17 protein-coding genes are annotated in these 19,627 nt (G+C 61.4%); 9 read left to right on the top strand and 8 right to left on the bottom strand.

The window, feature by feature from the left end:
* The first annotated feature begins 73 nt into the window (after positions 1 to 73).
* From QIW53_RS21100 to QIW53_RS21080, 5 genes are all read left to right on the top strand, one after another.
* A complete protein-coding gene (locus QIW53_RS21100; protein WP_371051543.1) occupies positions 74 to 370 on the top strand; it encodes a pyrroloquinoline quinone biosynthesis protein PqqE in 297 nt (98 codons plus the stop codon).
* Positions 371 to 646: 276 nt separating this feature from the next.
* Complete coding sequence (locus tag QIW53_RS21095) at positions 647 to 2,452, top strand: phenylacyl-CoA dehydrogenase (protein WP_192306559.1); 1,806 nt, start codon at positions 647 to 649, stop codon at positions 2,450 to 2,452.
* Positions 2,453 to 2,800: 348 nt separating this feature from the next.
* Positions 2,801 to 4,090 (top strand): GGDEF domain-containing protein, encoded by a 1,290-nt coding sequence (locus tag QIW53_RS21090; RefSeq protein ID WP_371051542.1) that lies wholly within the window; start codon positions 2,801 to 2,803, stop codon positions 4,088 to 4,090.
* 89 nt (positions 4,091 to 4,179) lie between these two features.
* A complete protein-coding gene (locus QIW53_RS21085) occupies positions 4,180 to 5,976 on the top strand; it encodes an acyl-CoA dehydrogenase C-terminal domain-containing protein (protein WP_371051541.1) in 1,797 nt (598 codons plus the stop codon).
* A 205-nt stretch (positions 5,977 to 6,181) separates the two neighbouring features.
* Positions 6,182 to 7,960: an acyl-CoA dehydrogenase C-terminal domain-containing protein gene (locus QIW53_RS21080; RefSeq protein ID WP_371051540.1), complete on the top strand. Its 1,779-nt coding sequence runs from the start codon at positions 6,182 to 6,184 to the stop codon at positions 7,958 to 7,960.
* Positions 7,961 to 8,187: 227 nt separating this feature from the next.
* Here the strand turns inward: QIW53_RS21080 and QIW53_RS21075 are convergent, their stop codons facing one another.
* On the bottom strand, positions 8,188 to 9,108 hold the full coding sequence (locus tag QIW53_RS21075; RefSeq protein WP_371051539.1) for a LysR family transcriptional regulator: 921 nt from the start codon (positions 9,106 to 9,108) through the stop codon (positions 8,188 to 8,190).
* Between the two features lie 169 nt (positions 9,109 to 9,277).
* On the opposite strand from QIW53_RS21075, the gene QIW53_RS21070 reads away from it, so the two are divergent.
* The 4 genes from QIW53_RS21070 to QIW53_RS21055 all read left to right on the top strand — a co-directional run bounded on the left by QIW53_RS21070 (position 9,278) and on the right by QIW53_RS21055 (position 11,731).
* On the top strand, positions 9,278 to 10,561 hold the full coding sequence (locus QIW53_RS21070; protein WP_371051538.1) for an aspartate aminotransferase family protein: 1,284 nt from the start codon (positions 9,278 to 9,280) through the stop codon (positions 10,559 to 10,561).
* Positions 10,562 to 10,812: 251 nt separating this feature from the next.
* Positions 10,813 to 11,175: a type II toxin-antitoxin system RelE/ParE family toxin gene (locus QIW53_RS21065; protein ID WP_192306547.1), complete on the top strand. Its 363-nt coding sequence runs from the start codon at positions 10,813 to 10,815 to the stop codon at positions 11,173 to 11,175.
* A complete protein-coding gene (locus QIW53_RS21060) occupies positions 11,168 to 11,488 on the top strand; it encodes a helix-turn-helix domain-containing protein (RefSeq protein ID WP_192306545.1) in 321 nt (106 codons plus the stop codon). The genes QIW53_RS21065 and QIW53_RS21060 overlap by 8 nt, the downstream gene beginning before the upstream one ends.
* A gap of 84 nt (positions 11,489 to 11,572) precedes the next feature.
* Positions 11,573 to 11,731, top strand: a complete 159-nt coding sequence (locus QIW53_RS21055; RefSeq protein ID WP_003228885.1) for a YqaE/Pmp3 family membrane protein — start codon at positions 11,573 to 11,575, stop codon at positions 11,729 to 11,731.
* A 140-nt stretch (positions 11,732 to 11,871) separates the two neighbouring features.
* On the opposite strand, the gene QIW53_RS21050 is transcribed toward QIW53_RS21055, so the two are convergent.
* The 7 genes from QIW53_RS21050 to pqqF all read right to left on the bottom strand — a co-directional run bounded on the left by QIW53_RS21050 (position 11,872) and on the right by pqqF (position 19,618).
* Positions 11,872 to 13,698 (bottom strand): S9 family peptidase, encoded by a 1,827-nt coding sequence (locus QIW53_RS21050; protein ID WP_371051537.1) that lies wholly within the window; start codon positions 13,696 to 13,698, stop codon positions 11,872 to 11,874.
* Positions 13,664 to 14,818, bottom strand: coding sequence for a pyrroloquinoline quinone biosynthesis protein PqqE (gene pqqE / locus QIW53_RS21045; RefSeq protein WP_371051569.1), 1,155 nt, complete (start codon positions 14,816 to 14,818; stop codon positions 13,664 to 13,666). Before pqqE ends, QIW53_RS21050 begins: the two co-directional genes overlap by 35 nt.
* Positions 14,811 to 15,086, bottom strand: coding sequence for a pyrroloquinoline quinone biosynthesis peptide chaperone PqqD (gene pqqD / locus QIW53_RS21040; RefSeq protein ID WP_371051536.1), 276 nt, complete (start codon positions 15,084 to 15,086; stop codon positions 14,811 to 14,813). The genes pqqE and pqqD overlap by 8 nt, the downstream gene beginning before the upstream one ends.
* A complete protein-coding gene (pqqC, locus tag QIW53_RS21035; RefSeq protein ID WP_371051535.1) occupies positions 15,083 to 15,835 on the bottom strand; it encodes a pyrroloquinoline-quinone synthase PqqC in 753 nt (250 codons plus the stop codon). Before pqqC ends, pqqD begins: the two co-directional genes overlap by 4 nt.
* Positions 15,836 to 15,957: 122 nt before the next feature.
* A complete protein-coding gene (gene pqqB, locus QIW53_RS21030) occupies positions 15,958 to 16,869 on the bottom strand; it encodes a pyrroloquinoline quinone biosynthesis protein PqqB (RefSeq protein ID WP_371051534.1) in 912 nt (303 codons plus the stop codon).
* A gap of 87 nt (positions 16,870 to 16,956) precedes the next feature.
* Positions 16,957 to 17,031, bottom strand: a complete 75-nt coding sequence (pqqA, locus tag QIW53_RS21025; RefSeq protein ID WP_009045898.1) for a pyrroloquinoline quinone precursor peptide PqqA — start codon at positions 17,029 to 17,031, stop codon at positions 16,957 to 16,959.
* A gap of 154 nt (positions 17,032 to 17,185) precedes the next feature.
* On the bottom strand, positions 17,186 to 19,618 hold the full coding sequence (pqqF, locus tag QIW53_RS21020; protein WP_371051533.1) for a pyrroloquinoline quinone biosynthesis protein PqqF: 2,433 nt from the start codon (positions 19,616 to 19,618) through the stop codon (positions 17,186 to 17,188).
* Positions 19,619 to 19,627: the final 9 nt, after the last annotated feature.

The following is a 19,627-nucleotide window of genomic DNA, read 5'->3' as shown; positions in this document are numbered from 1 at the left end:
TTTTTGTCGAGCGTTATGCCGCGATGTCTGCTTCAATAAGCACCGTTGATCCTTTGTCAGGACGAGTTCTCCCATGGAAATCTCAGGAAACACCGCTTTTTATGCCGGTCTGAGCACTATTCAGACGGGGCAGAACCGTGTCGATCAGGCGTCTGGCCAGATCGCCAACAATACGATCGAGCGTTCGATCACCAGCCAGTCTTCCGAAGTCCAGGTCGATCGCCTGCGTTCTGTCGATCGCAGCCAGCAATCGGACCTGAGCAGCAACATGGTCGAAATGGCCCAGGGCAAGTTTCAGGTGGAGGCGGGCGTCAAGGTTGCCAAGGCTTCCGATGAAGTGCTCGGCACACTGATCGACACCTTCGCCTGATTCTGCGCTGAATCCACACTGCCAACGCCGCGACCTGTCGCGGCGTTTTTGCGTGTAAGTCCTTCTTCTCCCACTAAACTTTCCTGTGCGCTCGCGCGCCTTCGCAGCGTCGTGCTGTTCGCGTGCGTGCGACATTCGCGCACAGTGATGACGAACGGCAAAAGATCGACGCTTGACAAGATTTAGGCGTAAACGTATGTTTCAAACAACTGTTTGACCGTCACAACAAAACAAGCGGTCGTTCATTCCCGGTTACATCAGCAGAGGTTTATCGCTATGCCTGACTACAAGGCCCCCTTGCGTGATATTCGCTTCGTTCGTGACGAACTGCTCGGCTACGAAGCGCACTATCAGAGCCTTCCGGCTTGCGCAGACGCCACTCCGGACATGGTTGACGCCATTCTCGAAGAAGGCGCCAAGTTTTGTGAACAGGTGCTGGCACCGCTGAACCGCGTGGGTGACACCGAAGGCTGCACCTGGAGCGAGTCCGGGGTTAAAACCCCGACCGGTTTCAAGGAAGCCTACAAGCAATTCGTCGAAGGCGGCTGGCCAAGCCTGGCCCACGACGTCGAGCACGGCGGTCAGGGCCTGCCTGAGTCGCTGGGGCTGGCGGTCAGTGAAATGGTCGGCGAAGCCAACTGGTCGTGGGGCATGTACCCGGGCCTGTCCCATGGCGCGATGAACACCATCTCCGAGCACGGCACCCCTGAGCAGCAAGATGCCTACCTGACCAAACTGGTCTCGGGCGAGTGGACCGGCACCATGTGCCTGACCGAGCCGCACTGCGGCACCGACCTGGGCATGCTGCGGACCAAGGCCGAGCCTCAGGCCGACGGTTCCTACAAAGTCTCCGGCACCAAGATCTTCATCTCGGCCGGTGAACACGACATGGCCGACAACATCGTCCACATCGTGCTGGCTCGCCTGCCGGATGCCCCGGCGGGTACCAAAGGTATTTCGCTGTTCATCGTGCCCAAGTTCCTGCCAAACGCAGACGGCTCGATCGGTGCGCGCAATGCCGTGTCCTGCGGTTCGATCGAACACAAGATGGGCATCCACGGTAACGCGACCTGCGTAATGAACTTCGACGCCGCCACCGGTTACCTGATCGGCCCGGCGAACAAGGGCCTGAACTGCATGTTCACCTTCATGAACACCGCACGCCTGGGCACCGCACTGCAAGGCCTGGCCCACGCTGAAATCGGTTTCCAGGGTGGCTTGAAGTACGCCCGTGATCGCCTGCAGATGCGTTCGCTGACTGGCCCGAAAGCGCCGGACAAAGCCGCTGATCCGATCATCGTTCACCCTGACGTGCGCCGCATGCTGCTGACCATGAAAGCGTTCGCCGAAGGCAACCGCGCAATGGTCTACTTCACCGCCAAGCAGGTCGACATCGTCAAGTACGGCGTGGACGAAGAAGAGAAGAAGAAAGCCGACGCACTGCTGGCGTTCATGACGCCAATCGCCAAGGCCTTCATGACCGAAGTCGGTTTCGAATCGGCTAACCACGGCGTACAGATCTACGGTGGTCACGGTTTCATCGCCGAGTGGGGCATGGAGCAGAACGTTCGCGACAGCCGCATTTCGATGCTGTACGAAGGCACCACCGGTATTCAGGCCCTCGACCTGCTCGGCCGCAAGGTGCTGATGACCCAGGGCGAAGCCCTGAAAGGCTTCACCAAGATCGTTCACAAGTTCTGCCAGAGCAACGAAGGCAACGAAGCGGTTCAAGAGTTCGTCGCACCGCTGGCTGCATTGAACAAGGAATGGGGTGAGCTGACCATGAAGGTCGGTATGGCCGCCATGAAAGACCGCGAAGAAGTCGGCGCGGCCTCCGTGGACTACCTGATGTATTCCGGTTACGCCTGCCTGGCCTATTTCTGGGCTGACATGGCGCGTCTGGCTGCCGAGAAGCTGGCGGCCGGTACCACCGACACCGCGTTCTATACGGCGAAGCTGCAGACGGCGCGTTTCTACTTCCAGCGCATCCTGCCGCGTACCCGCACTCACGTTGCAACCATGCTGTCGGGCGCCAACAACCTGATGGACATGAAAGAAGAAGACTTCGCCCTGGGCTACTAAGCCTCAAGGCGGTCTCATCAAAAACCGCTGCCCCTTCGAGGGCAGCGGTTTTTTTTTTGCGCTCGATTGTTCCTGAGCGCCGATGAGGCCGAGGCGTTGCGCCGTTTCATGGATATCTGCCTGGCAGACCTGTATGGAGGAAAGTGCAGGCCCTGTCCCAGTGCCCCTCGCGGGTCATTCCCGCAGCGATCTCTGACTGTCGATGGGAGCACCGGGATGCACGGTTGCATCCCGTTACACAGCGGTCTTGAAAAAACCTGACTAAATGACTCAGAAAGTCGGGGGTTCTGCCGTTAAAGTATGTGGGCACATTGCCATCTATTGATCTGACGGGTCGGAGCTTTACCCTTGCCGCGTTCTTCCGCTGTACGTTTCAGTCATTTCCTGCCGTCTCTCCTGCTGTTGTTCTCGGGGCTGGCGGCGGCGTACGTCAAGGATCTGAACGTCTTCTTCACTTCACTGTTCAACGTGCTGCCTACGTTGGTGCTGCTGCTGGGCGGCGCGTACTGCGCGGTTTACCGACGTCAGCGCGAGCTGTTTCTGATGGTCACGGTGTACATCGCCTACTTCCTGCTGGATACCCAGACCGATTACTACCGCGACAATGGCCGGGTGCGCGAAGACGCGGCGGTGATTTTCCACCTGTGTTGCCTGCTGTTGCCCCTGATGTTCGGTCTGTTCGCCGCGTGGCAGGAGCGGACCCATCTGTTTCAGGACATGGTGGCGCGATTCGCCGTGCTGCTGGCGGTCGGCAGTGTGGCGTTGGGTCTGGAGCAAAGTTACCCGCAGCCGTTGTTGATGTGGTTGTCGGAAATCCGCTGGCCGGCCCTGCACGGTGCCTGGATGAGTCTGATCCAGTTGTCCTACCCGGTGTTCTTCGCCGTATTCCTGTTGCTGGGCTGGCAGTACTGGCGCAGCCCGCGTCCCTTGCACGCGGCACAACTGGTCGGCCTGCTCGGTCTGTTCTGGGCCTTGCCGAAAACCTTCATCCTGCCGTTCACCCTCAACATCATGTGCAGCCAGGTGATGTTGATGATCGCTGCGGCAGTCGCTCACGAAGCCTATCAAATGGCTTTCCGCGACGAGCTCACCGGCCTGCCGGGTCGCCGTGCGTTGAACGAGCGCATGCAACGGCTGGGGCGTAACTACGTGCTGGCGATGAGCGATGTCGATCACTTCAAGAAATTCAACGACACCCACGGACACGATGTCGGCGACCAGGTGCTGCGGCTGGTGGCCAGCAAACTGTCGAAAATCGGCGGTGGCGGCAGGGCGTATCGCTACGGGGGCGAGGAATTTGCCCTGGTGTTCGCGGGCAAGACGCTCGAGGAGTGCCTGCCGCACCTGGAAGTCATCCGCGAATCGATCGAGACCTACAGTATTCACCTGCGTAACCAGGACAGCCGTCCCCAGGACGACCAGCAAGGCCGCCAGCGCCGTTCCGGTTCCGCTGCGTCCACGGTATCGGTCACCGTCAGCATCGGCGTCGCCGAGCGCGTGGACCAGCGCAACCCGGAGAAGGTGCTCAAGTCCGCCGACGAAGCCCTCTATGCGGCCAAGGGGGCCGGGCGAAACTGTGTGATGGCCTATGGGCAGAACCGCCGCGGCGCGGTGCGCACGGAGGCGGCTGCCGGTTGAGTGATGATGACGCATTCAGCGTCTGGACTGTGATTGTGGGGTGGGACCGGCGGCAGTAGGTTTAGGCATCGGCTACCGGAGGAATGACCATGCCCGAGTACAAGGCCCCCCTGCGCGACATGCGCTTTCTGATCGACCATGTCTTCGATTTCCATGGCAGCTATGCGGCGCTGGGCGCCACCGAGGCCAGCCCGGACATGGTCAATGCGATCCTCGAAGAGGGCGCGAAATTCTGCGAGAACGTGCTCGCACCGCTCAATCGCAGCGGTGACGAGGAAGGCTGTCATTTCGACAATGGCGTGGTGACGACCCCGGCGGGCTTCAAGCAGGCATTCGCCCAATACGTGGAGGGTGGCTGGCACGGGCTGGCGGCAGATCCCGCCTATGGCGGCCAGGGTCTTCCCAGTTCCCTGGGACTGGTCATCAGCGAGATGGTCGGCTCCAGCAACACCTCCTGGGGCATGTACCCCGGCCTGACCCATGGGGCAATGTCGGCCATCCACGCCCATGGCACCGATGCACAGAAAGCTACTTATCTGAGCAAGCTGACTGCCGGCCAATGGACCGGCACTATGTGCCTGACCGAGGCCCATTGCGGTACAGACCTGGGCATCATCAAGACCCGCGCCGTGCCGGCCGCCGACGGCAGTTACGCGATCTCCGGCAGCAAGATCTTCATCTCTGCCGGCGAGCACGACCTGAGTGACAACATCGTGCACCTGGTGCTGGCGAAACTGCCGGACGCCCCGGCGGGGACCAAAGGCATTTCGCTGTTCATCGTTCCCAAGTTCCTGCCCGATGTTCACGGTGAAGCAGGTGAGCGCAATGGCGTTTCCTGCGGTTCGATCGAACACAAGATGGGCATCAAGGCATCGGCCACCTGCGTCCTGAACTTCGATGAAGCCAGGGGCTTTCTCATCGGTGAACCGAACAAGGGCCTGAACTGCATGTTCACCATGATGAACCATGCGCGCCTCGGCACCGGGATGCAGGGCCTGTGCCTCGGTGAGGCGAGCTTCCAGGGCGCGATCAGGTACGCCAACGACCGTCTGCAGATGCGCGCGCTGACCGGCCCGAAAGCGCCGGAGAAAGCGGCCGATCCGATCATCGTCCACCCTGACGTCCGCCGGATGCTGCTGACGATGAAGGCCTTCAACGAAGGCAACCGCGCGCTGACGTACTTCACCGCACAGCTTCTGGACGTCGCGCATTTGAGTGCGGACGAAACGGCGCGTCAGGACGCCGAAGACTTGCTGGCCTTCCTGACACCGATCTGCAAGGCCTTCATGACCGACACCGGGCTGGAAGTGACCAACCACGGCATGCAAGTGTTCGGCGGTCACGGCTTCATTCGTGAGTGGGGCATGGAGCAGTTGGTGCGCGATTGCCGGATCGCACCGATTTACGAAGGCACCAACGGCATCCAGGCACTGGATCTGCTGGGGCGGAAAGTGCTGGGCAGCCAGGGCAAGCTGTTGCGTGGTTTCACCCGCATCGTCCACAAGTTCTGCGCGGCGAACGCCGGACATGCGCAACTCGGCAGCTATGTGGCGCAACTCAATGAGCTGAACCAGCAGTGGGGTGAAGTGACCACCCGGGTTGGCATGGCCGCGATGAAAAACCCGGACGAAGTCGGCGCTGCGTCCGTGGACTACCTGATGTACAGCGGTTACATCATCCTGGCCTACCTGTGGTTGCGCATGGCCCTGGTGGCGCAGGCGCAGTTGGAGGCAGGCGACGGCGATGCCGACTTCCATCGGGGCAAACTGGCGACCAACGCGTTTTACTTCAAGCGCCTGCTGCCGCGTACTGCGGCCCACCGCGCCGCCATCGAAGCGGGGAGCGATTGCCTGATGACGCTGCCAGCGGAGTCGTTTGCGCTTTGACGCCAGGGCGTTAATGGCATCGCGGTCCTTTCGGTGATTCGAATGGGCCGCGAGTGCGTTTCCATCGCCATAAAAACGCAATGACTAAAAATTACAAAAGGGTCACTAGCTGACCCTATGTGTCGCAAAAGTTGTTGGGTTACACTCGGGCCCAACGAGACACTCTTCCTACGAATCACCTGTATAAGATCCTGCGAGGTTTGCCATGGCTGACTACAAAGCGCCCCTGCGCGATATGCGCTTCGTCCTCAATGAAGTGTTCGAGGTCGCCAAACTCTGGGCCGAGTTGCCTGCACTGGCCGACACCGTCGACGCAGAAACCGTTGAAGCCATTCTTGAAGAAGCCGGCAAGGTCACCAGCAAAAGCATCGCTCCGCTGAGCCGTGCGGCTGACGAAGAAGGCTGCCATTGGGCGGAAGGTGCCGTCACCACGCCGGCAGGTTTCCCACAGGCTTATCAGACTTACGCCGAAGGTGGCTGGGTCGGTGTCGGGGGCGATCCGGCCTACGGCGGCATGGGCATGTCCAAGGCGGTGTCGGCCCAGGTCGAGGAAATGGTCAACTCGGCGAGCCTGTCATTCGGCCTGTATCCGATGCTGACGGCCGGTGCCTGCCTGTCGATCAATGCTCATGCCAGCGAAGAGCTGAAGGCCGCTTACCTGCCGAACATGTACGCCGGTATCTGGGCCGGTTCGATGTGCCTGACCGAACCTCACGCCGGTACCGACCTGGGGATCATTCGCACCAAGGCCGAGCCTCAGGCCGACGGTTCCTACAAGGTCAGTGGTACCAAGATCTTCATCACCGGCGGCGAGCACGACCTGACTGAGAACATCATCCACCTGGTGCTGGCGAAGCTGCCGGACGCACCGGCCGGGCCGAAAGGCATCTCGCTGTTCCTGGTGCCGAAGTTCATGGTCAATGCCGATGGCAGCCTGGGCGCGCGCAACCCGGCGAACTGCGGCTCGATCGAACACAAGATGGGTATCCAGGCCTCCGCGACCTGTGTGATGAACTTCGACGAAGCCGTGGGTTATCTGGTCGGCGAGCCGAACAAGGGGTTGGCGGCGATGTTCACGATGATGAACTACGAGCGCCTGGGGGTGGGTATCCAGGGCCTCGCCACGGGTGAGCGCTCTTATCAGAACGCCGTCGAATATGCCCGCGACCGTTTGCAGAGCCGTTCGCCAACCGGCGCGCAGAACAAGGACAAGGTGGCCGACCCGATCATCGTTCACCCGGACGTGCGGCGCATGCTGCTGACCATGAAAGCCTCGAACGAAGGCGGCCGCGCCTTCTCGACGTATGTGGCCATGCAACTGGACACCGCCAAATTCAGCGAGGACGCTGCCACTCGCAAGCGTGCGGAAGACCTGGTGGCGTTGCTGACGCCGGTCGCCAAGGCCTTTCTCACCGACCTCGGGCTGGAAACCACCGTGCATGGCCAGCAGGTGTTCGGCGGTCACGGTTACATCCGTGAGTGGGGCCAGGAGCAACTGGTGCGTGACGTACGCATCACCCAGATCTACGAAGGCACCAACGGCATTCAGGCGCTGGACCTGGTCGGGCGCAAGGTGGTGGGCAGTGGCGGGGCGTTCTACACGCTGTTCGCCGACGAGATTCGCCACTTCACCGCGACGGCCAGTGCCGATCTGTCCGAGTTCACCAAGCCGCTGAACGAGGCGCTGACCACGCTCGATGAATTGACTGCCTGGTTGCTGGATCGGGCAAAGAGCAATCCGAACGAAATCGGTGCGGCCTCGGTCGAATACCTGCAAACCTTCGGTTATGTCGCCTACGCCTACATGTGGGCGTTGATGGCCAAGGCTGCCTTGGGCAAGGAGGCGCAGGACGATTTCTACGCGAGCAAAGTCGGTACGGCGCGGTTCTATTTCGCACGCCTGCTGCCGCGTATTCATTCGTTGAGCGCTTCGGTGAAAGCCGGCAGCGAGTCGCTGTTCCTCCTGGAAGCCGCGCAGTTCTGATCGTAACGCGTTGTGTAAGCATTCTCTTACACAACGTGCTGCTCATCTCCCATAGATGCAGATTGGATCCACCGCTAATCTACTTCTCATGGACGTCGCGCAGGAAGCGCAAAGCAACAACACGGACACGTAGGATTCTGCCAGGGTGGCGGAGTGAAATGGATGTCAGGGAAACAGTCTGCAAAGCCCCGCTTCGGCGGGGTTTTCTTATGCCCGCAGAAAAGTGTTCAGCTCAGCCCATCCAGGGTGATCGAGCGTTCGTCCGTGGCACTCATCACCTCCTCGAGCAAGGTCCGCAACAGGGTCATGGATGCCTGTTGACGTTGCACATCGCGGCACACCAGCCCGACTTTCAGCGGCACCCTCGGTTCGGTCAGCGGCTTCCACAGCAGCTCCGGGTGGCCGAGCATCTTTTGCGAACGCCCCGGAAGAACCGTTGCCAGACGGGTGTGGGGCAGGCTGTCGAGAATCCCCGCCATGTTGTTCAGCTCCGCCTGTACGTGGGGGCGCCGCCCCAGGCTGGCCAGTTGCGTCTGCCAGATCTGCCGCACCTGAAACTCTTCACCCAGCAGCAACATCGGCAACTCGGCTGCCTGGGCCATGGAAACCTTCTTGAATTCGCGCAATGGATGATCCTCCGGGATGACGAGGGTCAGTTCATCTTCGTACAGCAGCACGCCATGTAAACCGGGCTGCCGGGGAGGCAGGTAGCTGATGCCGATGTCCAACGAGCCGTTGAGCAACCGTCGCTCGATCTCCAGCCCCGACAGTTCATAGATCTGCACCACCAGGTGTGGCTGCGCCTTGCGCACCCGCTCGAGCATCTGCGGCACGAGACTGGTGTGCACGGTTTGCAGCACGCCGATGGCCAGGGTGCGCAGCGCCTGCCCCTTGAAGTTGCCAAGGGCTTCGCGCGCCCGTTGCAAACCATCGAGCAAGGGCAGGGCATGGTTATACAGCGTGTGGGCGGCGAGGGTCGGCAGCAGACGTTTGCTGCTGCGCTCGAACAGGCTGAGATCGAGGTGCTGTTCAAGCTGACGGATCTGCTGCGACAGCGCCGGTTGCGAGATTGAAAGGCGCTCGGCAGCGCGCCCGACATGGCCCTCTTCATACACCGCGACGAAATAGCGCAGTTGCTTGAAATCCATAAGTTCTGCTTATCGAAAATGCTGGGAAATCGAAATGGCTCAGGGCCTGTCCTGCGCCTAGTCTAACCGCATTCACAAGGCTTACAGGGCCAAAGAGCGCGATGAATACTCTTCACCGAAAGCGTGCTTGCATAGGCAAGACAGAAAACCTCAAGCGAGGTTTTTGCGCATGAACCTCTTCAGCCTCCGGCGCAGCGCGCCCAGCCTTGACGACCTGTACGCTGACGATTTCACGCCATCCACCGGCGACACCCTGTCCAGCGAGTGCCTCATGCCCAGCGTCGAGCGGCCCAGGCAGGTTTTTTTGCGTGGCCAGGGTTCGTGGCTGTGGGACAGCGAGGATCGCGCTTACCTCGATTTCTCCCAGGGTGGCGGTGCCAACAGCCTTGGACACAGCCCTTCGGTGCTGGTCAACGCCATCGCCGCCCAAGCGCAATCACTGATCAATCCGGGATTTGGCCTGCATAACCGTGGCATGCTCAATCTGGCCGAACGCCTGTGCGCCGCCACGGGCAGCGATCAGGCGTACCTGCTCAACAGCGGCAGTGAAGCCTGTGAAGCGGCGATCAAACTGGCGCGCAAATGGGGTCAACTGCATCGAGGTGGCGCTTCGCGGATCATCGTGGCGAACAAAGGGTGTCACGGGCGTAGCCTCGGGACGATTCCGGCGTCGGACAGTTCCAACCTGACCAACCGCTTCGAGCCGCAACTGCCGGGCTTCAGCCACGTACCGTTCAACGACCTGGCGGCACTGCATGCCGCCGTCGATGCCCGAACCGTCGCGATCATGCTCGAGCCGATCCAGAACGAAGCCGGAGTGATTGTTGCCACCGAGCATTACCTCAAAGGCGTCGAGCGTCTGTGCCGCGAGCTGGGCATTCTGCTGATCCTCGACGAGGTGCAAACCGGGGTCGGTCGCCTTGGCAGCTTGCTCGCGGAACAGCACTACGGCGTGCGGGCAGATATCGTGGTGCTCGGCAAAGGGCTGGGTGGTGGCGTGCCGTTGGCGGCATTGCTGGCCCGGGGCAAGGCCTGCTGTTTCGATGTGGGTGAATTGACGGGCACCCATCATGGCAACGCCCTGATGACGGCGGCCGGTCTGGCGGTGCTGGGCAGCGTCCAGGACAAGGGGTTTCTCGAGCATGTCGCGCAAACCGGTGAACACCTGCGCGAAGGCCTGGTGCGACTGGCTCACCGGTATGCTCATGGCGAACTGCGCGGGCAAGGCCTGCTGTGGGGCTTGACCCTGTCCGATGATTCGGCGCGCGCGGTGGTCAAGGCCGCTATGGCCGAAGGCCTGCTGCTGGACGCCCCGCAACCGGATTGCCTGCGTTTCACCCCCGCGCTCACCGTCAGCACTGCCAACATCGATGAAATGCTCCTGCGCCTGGCCCGCGCCTTTTCCCGCGTGCGTACCGCACAACTGCAATGCCGCAAAGGGATTGCCGTCTGATCAGATGAATCCTGCACGAATGTCCGAACCGTCTCGCGGTAATAACGCGTCGCCCCACGTTTGATTCTTTTGACGTGGGGCGTTTTTTTGTCTCGGTGTTTTTCCGACTGACATTCCGGACTTGAGCCGTAGCGCAATCGGTGGCTTTTTAGTGGGCGTCGGCAAGGAGTGCCGCCTCCGGCGACACAACAAGCTTGTTGAGCGGGTTTTGATATCTATACCACTCAGTGGTATGTTTGTTGGAGGAAGGGATGCCTTTACCACCCAGATTGTTCAAGACAAAACGGTTTGCAGTGCAAGCGGGTAAGGCATGGATTGGTGACGATGAACTACTGGATGCCTTCACCGAAATGCTGAGGGGACAGGCTGAAAGCCTTGGCGGCGGGGTCTGGAAGAAGCGCTTGAATGCCAATCGTCATCGCTCGATTGTCGTGGCCAAGGGCGGAAATTACTGGGTTTACCAGTTCCTGTATGCGAAGAAGGATCAAAGCAATATCAGTCAGGCTGATCTGGTCGGTTTTCGGAAAGTGGCGAAGACCTACGAAGCGCTGACAGAGCAGCAGATCCAGTACCTGTTGGATAAAAAGGAGTTTTTGGAGATATCTCATGACTAGAAAATTCAAGAGTGAGGCATTGGAGTCGGTGCACGAATCCGCCAGCGCCCTCTACGCCATCGGCGCCATCAGCAAGGCCACCATGCGTGAGTTCGATGAGTCTTGCCTGGCGAATGTCCCGGACGCAATCCCGGCGGACCAGATCAAGGCGCTACGCGAGCGCAACAATGTCAGCCAGCCGGTTTTCGCACGTTATCTGAACACCAGCGCTTCGACCGTCAAGCAATGGGAAGCGGGTGCCAAGCAGCCCAGCGGCATGGCGCTGAAACTGCTCAGCATCGTCCAGAAACATGGGCTCGAAATACTGGCTTGAAGGCGCGAACTGAACCCTGACGAACGGTGCAGGTCGATTAGCTGTACGGCTCGCAAGAGCCCACTTCAAATCAGGAGCTGCCCCATGGATTTCATTCGCATCATCATCGCCATTCTGCTGCCGCCACTGGGTGTGTTTCTGCAAGTCGGCTTCGGCGGCGCATTCTGGCTGAATATTCTGCTGACCTTGTGCGGTTACATCCCCGGGATCGTGCATGCGGTTTACATCATCGCCAAACGCTAGGCCCGACGGCGCCAACCCGATCGCTTTCGCGAGCAAGCCCGCTCCCACAGTGGACCCGCACTCCCCTGAAAACGCGGTTAAATGTGGGAGCGGGCTTGCTCGCGAATGAGGCGCCGCCAGTCCCGCCTGAAACGCAGATGTCAGTCCGCTAACGCCATCACCCGCCGATAAAACAACCATTCCTGTTCCAGCGCATGAGCCTGATTGCCGGCCTTGCGAAAGCCATGACGTTCGTCCGCGTAATAGTGCGCTTCGACCAGAATGCCGTTTTGCTCCAGCGCCTGAACCATGTCGCGCGTCTGCTGCGGCACGACGACTGCGTCCAGTTCCCCCTGAAAGAAGATCATCGGTACGCGGATGTTCCCCGCATGCAGCAGCGGTGTTCGTGCGGCGTAGCGCTCGGCGTCCTTGTCGGGGTCGCCGATCAGCCAGTCCAGATAATCCCCCTCGAACTTGTGAGTGACTCGGCCCAGGGCCACCGGATCGCTGACGCCGTAGAGGCTGGCGCCGGCACGAAACACCTGCTTGAATGCCAGGGCGCACAACGTGGTGTAGCCACCGGCACTGCCGCCGCGAATGAAGGCCTTGTCGCCATCGATCAGTCCGCGCTCGGCCAAATGCGTGACCACCGCACAGGCGTCCTCCACATCCACGTCACCCCAACTCAAATGCAACGCTTGGCGATACGCCCGGCCGTAGCCGCTGCTGCCACGGTAGTTGAGGTCGGCCACGGCGAAGCCGCGTTGCGCCCAGTACTGGATGCGCGGATCAAGCACCGGGTAGCAGGCCGACGTCGGTCCGCCGTGGATGAAGACCACCAGTGGCGGTTTTGCCTCGCCAGACATCGCCGGATAAAAGAACCCGTGAGCCTCGCCCGATCCGCTCGGATAACGCAGGGTCTGCGGGACACTGATCTGGTCGACGGGCAGCGGCGCCACACCCCCGGCCAGGACGTTGGCCTGACCGGTGCGGCGCTCGATGGCGATGACGGCGGAAGGGCTGACGGGAGAGGCGGCGATGCCGTAGATGAAGTGTTCATCGATGGCGAGGTGACGGAAACGACTGTAGTCGCCGGTGAACTCTTCAACGGTGTCACCGCACAGGGCCAGACGGCCGAACCCCTCCTCGGTCCAGGTGGCCAGGTAGGTGCTTTGTCCGAGCGGCAACCAGGTGCAGCCACCCAATTGCCAGGGCGCCGGCCCATGGTCGGCGGCCAGGCCGGGTAACGGGCGCAGGCCGTCGGATGACTCCACCCAAGGCTGCCAGTAACCGTCGCGATCCGTCAGGCAATACAGTCGACCGCGCTCATCGAATCGCGGTTGTTGCAACGACTCCTGAACCGCGTCGCCCGCCACGCAGCGCGCAGGGGCGAAACCACCGCCACTCACGCGTTCGGCAACCATCAGGCGCGTGGCGGTCCATGGCTGCTCCGGACGGTTCCATTCGACCCAGGCCAATCGCTGCGCGTCGGGGCTCAGCGTCGGTGCCGCATAGAAATCCGCGCCTTCGGTCAACACATGACGCGCGCCGTCTGCCAGATCGATGGCCACCAGTCGGTGGCAATCGCGCTGTTCTTCAACCGCCAGCACCTGGCCGTGGGCAAACCTCAGGTCGCCATACCGGCATTCGCCGGACGTGAGCATCACAGGCATCTCGCCCTTCAGCGACTGGCGATACAGCTGCTGATCCGCCTCGTTGACGAAGACGATGGCGTCATCCGTCAGACAGAACGCTCCACCGCCATATTCATACACGCGGCTGCGCACGCTGAAACCGGCGGGTGTCAGGCAGTGCGCCTGGCTGTCACGCCAATGCCAGATCCGGCACGCAGCGTCCTCGGGGCGGTACTCGTTCCAGAACAGGCCATGCTGCCCGACCTGCAGTTCGGCAAAGTCGATCCCGGCGGCCACGGCTTTTGCGGCGCTGAAGGGTTCAGCTTTTGGCGATGAGTCGTGAGTTTCGTTCATTGCGAAAGGCCAGTTGTTCGATGGTCTGGGTGGCGTGCTCGGCTTCTTCGCGGGCCTTGAGAATCATGCCGTGATGCGGCGACTTGCTGCACACCGGATCGGCGTTGCTGGCGTCGCCGGTGAGCATGAAAGCCTGGCAGCGACAGCCGCCGAAGTCTTTCTCTTTTTCATCGCAGGAGCGGCACGGCTCGGGCATCCAGTCATAACCGCGGAAGCGGTTGAAACCAAAGGAGTCGTACCAGATGTGCTGCATGCTGTGGTCGCGCACATTGGGAAATTGCACCGGCATCTGTCGGGCACCGTGACAGGGCAGGGCGGTGCCGTCCGGGGTCACGGTCAGAAAAATACTGCCCCAGCCATTCATGCAGGCTTTCGGCCGTTCTTCGTAATAGTCCGGGGTGACGAAAATCAGCTTGCAGGGGTGCCCTTCGGCGTCCAGCTTGGCGCGGTATTCGTTGGTGATGCGTTCGGCGTGGACCAGTTGCTCTTTGGTCGGCAGCAGCCCCACGCGATTGAGCTGCGCCCAACCGTAGAACTGGCAGGTGGCAAGTTCGACGAAGTCCGCCTCCAGCGCAATGCACAGCTCGATAATCCGGTCGATCTTGTCGATATTGTGCCGGTGGGTGACGAAATTCAGCACCATCGGATAACCATGGGCCTTCACCGCACGGGCCATTTCCAGCTTCTGGGCGAATGCTTTTTTCGAGCCCGCCAGCAGGTTGTTCACCTGCTCGTCACTGGCCTGGAAACTGATCTGGATATGGTCCAGCCCGGCCTTCTTGAAATCGCTGATCTTCTGCTCGGTCAGGCCGATGCCGGAGGTGATCAGGTTGGTGTAGAAACCCAGTTGTCGCGCCTCGCCAATCAACTGCGCGAGGTCCTGGCGCACCAGCGGTTCTCCGCCGGAAAACCCCAGCTGCGCCGCGCCCATTTCCCGCGCTTCGCGAAACACCTTGATCCACTGCTCGGTGCTCAGCTCCTTGCCCTGCTGCGCGAAGTCCAGTGGGTTGGAGCAGTAGGGACATTGCAGCGGGCAGCGGTAGGTCAGCTCGGCCAGCAACCACAGCGGCAGGCCGATTTCGGGCTTGGGCGGTAACTTGTCCGACGCCGCGTCAGGCAAGTTCGATCCAGTGCTGAGCACGGGCGACCTCCATGAATTGCTCGATGTCTTCACCGAGCTCGGGCACGCCGGGGAACTGCTGGTCCAGTTCGGCAATGATCGCCGCGACGTCACGCTGGCCGTCGATCAGGCCGCCGATCAGCGCCGCGCTTTCGTTGAGTTTGATCATGCCTTCGGGGTACAGCAGAACGTGGCCCTTTTGCGCCGGTTCGTACTGGAACCGGTAGCCGGGACGCCAGGTCGGGGTTTTGCTGCGATCGAAACTCATAAGCTGATTCCTTTATGCCAGACCCGTTGTTCGGTCACGCTGTGATACGGCGGGCGGTTCAGTTCGTAGGCCATGCTCATGGCATCGAGCATGCTCCAAAGAATGTCCAGTTTGAACTGGAGAATTTCCAGCATGCGCTCCTGGCCCTCGCGTGTCGTGTAGTGCTGCAAGGTGATGGCCATGCCGTGCTCCACATCGCGGCGCGCCTGGCCCAGGCGAGTGCGGAAGTACTCGTAGCCGGCCGGGTCGATCCACGGGTAATGCTGCGGCCAGCTGTCCAGGCGCGATTGGTGGATCTGCGGCGCGAACAGCTCAGTCAGCGAGCTGCTGGCGGCTTCCTGCCAACTGGCGCGACGGGCGAAGTTGACGTAGGCGTCCACGGCAAAACGCACGCCGGGCAGGACCAGTTCCTGAGAACGCAGTTGATCCGGATCGAGACCGACGGCCTGGCCCAGGCGCAGCCAGGCTTCGATGCCGCCGTCTTCGCCGGGAGCACCGTCATGGTCGAGCAGGCGCTGGATCCACTCGCGACGAATCTCGCGATCCGGGCAGTTGGCCAGGATCGCGGCGTCCTTCAGGGGAATGTTCACCTGATAGTAGAAGCGGTTGGCAACCCAGCCCTGGATCTGCTCGCGGGTGGCGCGGCCTTCATACATCGCCACATGGTAGGGGTGATGGATGTGGTAGTAAGCGCCCTTGGCGCGCAGGGCGGCCTCGAATTCGGCGGGGGTCAGTGGGGTGTCGGTCATTGCTGTTCTCCGGGAAACTTGTGTGTCTGGTCCGGCCCCTTCGCGGGCAAGCCCGCTCCCACAGGGTTGGTGTGCGCTGCAGATCCTTGTGGGAGCGGGCTTGCCCGCGAAGGTGTCGTCCGCTACAGAACAATACTCATCCCGTCATACGCCACTTCAACACCTCGCCGAACCAGTTCCGCGCGCTCCGGCGAGTCTTCATCGAGTATCGGGTTGGTGTTGTTGATGTGGATCAGCACCTTGCGCTGTCCGGGCAACTGTTCAAGCACCTCCAGCATGCCGCCGGGGCCGTTCTGCGCCAGGTGGCCCATCTCACGACCGGTGCGGGTGCCGACGCCGCGACGCTGCATTTCGTCGTCGTCCCACAGCGTACCGTCCACCAGCAGGCAATCGCTGCCGGCCATGATGTCCAGCAGCGGCGCGTCGACCTTGCCCAGGCCCGGGGCGTAGAACAGTTTGCCGCCAGTGTTCAGGTCTTCGACGATCAGGCCGATGTTGTCGCCCGGGTGCGGATCGAAGCGGTGCGGCGAGTAGGGTGGCGCCGCACTGCGCAGCGGCAGCGGGGTGAACCGCAGGCTGGGGCAGGCCGGGATGGTGAAGCTGCGGTCGAGTTCGATGCGGTTCCAGCTCAGCCCGCCGTTCCAGTGGGTCAGCATGGTGAACAGCGGGAAGCCGGTGCTCAGGTCCTCGTGGACCATGTCGGTGCACCAGACGTTGTGCGGGCAACCTTCGCGCAGGCTGAGCAGGCCGGTGGTGTGGTCGATCTGGCTGTCCATCAGCACGATGGCGCCGATCCCGGTGTCACGCAGGGCACGGCCCGGTTGCATCGGGCCAAAGCTCTGGAGCTGGGCGCGGATGTCCGGCGAGGCGTTGCACAGGACCCAGTTGATGCCGTCATCGGAAATCGCGATGGACGACTGGGTGCGGGCCTTGGCATTCAGGCTGCCGTCGCGAAAGCCTGCGCAGTTCACGCAGTTGCAGTTCCACTGGGGAAAACCGCCGCCGGCAGCGGAACCTAGGATCTGGACAAACATGGACGCTCCATCATGACAACGCTGAAAATAAAAACGCCCCGGTAACCCGAGGCGTTGCACATCGCTTTCTATCTACAACGGCAGGCCTTAGCGGCTGGCGAAGTACATGGTGACTTCAAAGCCGATACGCAGGTCGGTGTAAGCAGGCTTGGACCAGGACATGGGAGCGCTCCTTCTGGTGATGGGTCGGTTGGTATCTATACATATAGTCCACCTCCGGCCGGAGATGTTCAGATAGTTAGGTGGCTATGTTACTCAAATTTACAATTGAGTGGCCTGCATTCTCGGAAAAAGCTCTTTGCATCAGAGGTAACGATCATTTTGTCACCTGCCATGACGCCGGTGGTTTTGAACTGTTGGCCAGGCAGCGCCAGCCCCCTTCGGCGTGAACCAGCCGATGGGCGGCGGCAACCAGATGCGGGCGTTCGATGGCCTGGATCGCGAAAACCAGCTGCGTCAGGTAATCCGACGAGCGGCCTGCCTGCTTGCCCTGCCAGAGCAGTTCGGCAGCTTGCTCCAGGGGCAGGGCGGCCAGATCGAACTGATCGGCCAGCGCCTGGCGTTGAATGACGAAACGGGCGTCGTCCATCGCCTCGATCAGGTCAGGCAGTTCGCCAAGCAGGCGTTCGATGTGTTCGAGCAACTGCAAGGGCGCGGTGCCCGGCGATTGCACGCCGATCAGGATGGCGGTCTGCCCATGGACCTGGCGCAGGGAACTGAACACCGCATAACCCAATTGCAGTTCCACGCGCAGGCGCTGATAGAGCGGCGTCTGCAAGACCAGCGCCAGCAGGCGCCACGCGGCCTCGTCGCCGAGGTCCGCCGTCGCCGTCGCCGTCGGGCACACCAGCAACAGCGCGTGTTCACCTGTGCCGGTGTCGACGGTCGTCCACAGCCGTTGCCGGTTGATCGAGGCGGGCGCGCAGGGTTGATGGTCGGCAACCCCCGGCGCGCGGCTCAAGGCGAGCCCCAATGCCGCCTGTGTCTGCGCTGACAAGCCGATGGCCAGGCCTTCCCAGCGTGCGCTCGACCACAGGTGCTGCGCATCATCAGAGGACCCCGTGTGTTCAAGACCTTGATCGGGCATTGCCTTGAGCAGTTGCCTGATGGGCATCAGCGCAGGGCTTTTCGGTTGTTCCTCAGGCAGGTAATCGGCAGGTGTCGTCAGGTCTTTCAGCACCTGTTGCAGGACGCTCGGCATCGGCTCCTGCAACCCGGTCATTTTCAGCAGCCATTCATTGCCTGCAGCACTGAAAGACACTTCGACGCCGGCCTGGCGCGCTTCTTCGCACAGCGGTTGCAGCCGGTTTTCCAGATGCCGTTGCAGGCGCGACAGAGGGCGTGCCTCAAGTCGCCAGCGCAGGTAGAGCGCACCCTGTGCCGTGTGATCCGGCAAGGCCAGGCTGAATTGCATCGGTGACTGTTCGCGACGGCTGCGCGAGCGGTCCTGGGCGAAGGTTCGCAGGCCGCGGTGTTTGCTGGTTTGTCCGCGAATCAGCCCGGCATTTGGCGCTGAGGCTTCGATGCGCAAGAACGGGTTGGGAGAGGGCAGGTGCCATTCGTCGCTGAAGTTATCCACAGCACCAATGGCCTTCAAGAGGTGTTTGAGTGCGGCAACCCCTTGCTCGGACAGGCCAGGCTCAAGCTGCTCGCTGTCGAGTCGAGCCCGTTGCAACGCGCCGCTGACCTGTTGCTGACGCTCAAGCACAACGGCGTATTCCGCGCGCAGCCGGTCCCAGTCTTGCTGGGCGGCGAAGAAGCCCAGCCAGTCGAGCAGCTTCTGGCGAATCACACTCGCCTCTGCCGTTGTGGTGAACTCGAGGTGCAACACCGCCTGATCGGCAAACCGATACAGCACCTGCGCCTTCAAATGCCCGGCCAGATCATGGGCCCGCAGATGAGCCAGCAGCCCGCCGGGTTTTGCCACGTTCAGCGATTGGCACAAGAATGCCAGCGCTTCGCCCGAGGAAGGTGGCAGATCTTCAAGGGCAAACAGCAGGTCGAGGCGTTGCTCGCTGTTTTTCTCATAGCAGCTGTCAGCGGATGCCATCAGCGGCATCGGTGAAGTTTGTGCGATGTGTTGCCCTTCGGTCATCACCGCGCCGAACCCCAGTGCCAGCTGCCTCAGTTCTTCGATGCTCTGCGGGCCAACCAGGCTCAATGTCATCTGCCCCGTCTGATAGAACCGCCGGTGGAAATCCTTCAGCGCTTGCTGAAATTCCGCTTGCTCAACGGCCAGGCTGTCGCGGTTGCCCGCGTGAAAACCCCGCAGCGGATGACTGGGCGACAAGCCGTCGAACAGTGCCTGCTGCTGTTGCGCCCGTTCATCCTGCGACCAGGCGAGAAATTCGGCGTGCAACACTTCCCTTTCCCGCTGCTGGTCGTCCGGATTCATGCGTGGGTGGGTGAGCATGTCCGACAGGCGCTCAAGCCCGGCGCTGAATGCCTGGGGCGGCAATTCGAAAAAGAAGTCGGTCGTGCGTTCGCGGGTACTGGCATTGACCTGCCCGCCATGGCCTTGCACATAGGCCATCAGCCCCTGGGGGGCGGGAAAACGCTCGGTGCCGAGAAACAGCAGGTGCTCAAGGAAATGCGCCAGGCCTGGCCACGCCGGCGACACATCGTGACTGCCCGCCGCCACCCGCAGCGCCGCCGCGCAACGCTTCAAGTCCGGGGCATGACGCAAGGTCACCCGCAAGCCGTTGGCCAGAGTTTCGGTGTGGGGGCGGAGGGGATTCAACGCGGCCATGAGCACTTC

The organism is Pseudomonas fluorescens, from assembly GCF_041354075.1.
Classification (GTDB): domain Bacteria; phylum Pseudomonadota; class Gammaproteobacteria; order Pseudomonadales; family Pseudomonadaceae; genus Aquipseudomonas; species Aquipseudomonas fluorescens_CE.
The sequence above is the reverse complement of the archived record's forward strand: the minus strand, read 5'-3'. Positions and strand labels throughout refer to the sequence as shown.

What these genes read in the sequence shown, in the direction of transcription:
- QIW53_RS21100 (WP_371051543.1), top strand. Translation starts at nt 74, where the DNA reads ATGGAAATCTCAGGAAACACCGCTTTTTATGCCGGTCTGAGCACTATT.
- QIW53_RS21095 (WP_192306559.1), top strand. Translation starts at nt 647, where the DNA reads ATGCCTGACTACAAGGCCCCCTTGCGTGATATTCGCTTCGTTCGTGAC.
- QIW53_RS21085 (WP_371051541.1), top strand. Translation starts at nt 4,180, where the DNA reads ATGCCCGAGTACAAGGCCCCCCTGCGCGACATGCGCTTTCTGATCGAC.
- QIW53_RS21080 (WP_371051540.1), top strand. Translation starts at nt 6,182, where the DNA reads ATGGCTGACTACAAAGCGCCCCTGCGCGATATGCGCTTCGTCCTCAAT.
- QIW53_RS21075 (WP_371051539.1), bottom strand. Translation starts at nt 9,108, where the DNA reads ATGGATTTCAAGCAACTGCGCTATTTCGTCGCGGTGTATGAAGAGGGC.
- QIW53_RS21070 (WP_371051538.1), top strand. Translation starts at nt 9,278, where the DNA reads ATGAACCTCTTCAGCCTCCGGCGCAGCGCGCCCAGCCTTGACGACCTG.
- QIW53_RS21065 (WP_192306547.1), top strand. Translation starts at nt 10,813, where the DNA reads ATGCCTTTACCACCCAGATTGTTCAAGACAAAACGGTTTGCAGTGCAA.
- QIW53_RS21060 (WP_192306545.1), top strand. Translation starts at nt 11,168, where the DNA reads ATGACTAGAAAATTCAAGAGTGAGGCATTGGAGTCGGTGCACGAATCC.
- QIW53_RS21055 (WP_003228885.1), top strand. Translation starts at nt 11,573, where the DNA reads ATGGATTTCATTCGCATCATCATCGCCATTCTGCTGCCGCCACTGGGT.
- QIW53_RS21050 (WP_371051537.1), bottom strand. Translation starts at nt 13,698, where the DNA reads ATGAACGAAACTCACGACTCATCGCCAAAAGCTGAACCCTTCAGCGCC.
- pqqD (WP_371051536.1), bottom strand. Translation starts at nt 15,086, where the DNA reads ATGAGTTTCGATCGCAGCAAAACCCCGACCTGGCGTCCCGGCTACCGG.
- pqqC (WP_371051535.1), bottom strand. Translation starts at nt 15,835, where the DNA reads ATGACCGACACCCCACTGACCCCCGCCGAATTCGAGGCCGCCCTGCGC.
- pqqB (WP_371051534.1), bottom strand. Translation starts at nt 16,869, where the DNA reads ATGTTTGTCCAGATCCTAGGTTCCGCTGCCGGCGGCGGTTTTCCCCAG.
- pqqF (WP_371051533.1), bottom strand. Translation starts at nt 19,618, where the DNA reads ATGGCCGCGTTGAATCCCCTCCGCCCCCACACCGAAACTCTGGCCAAC.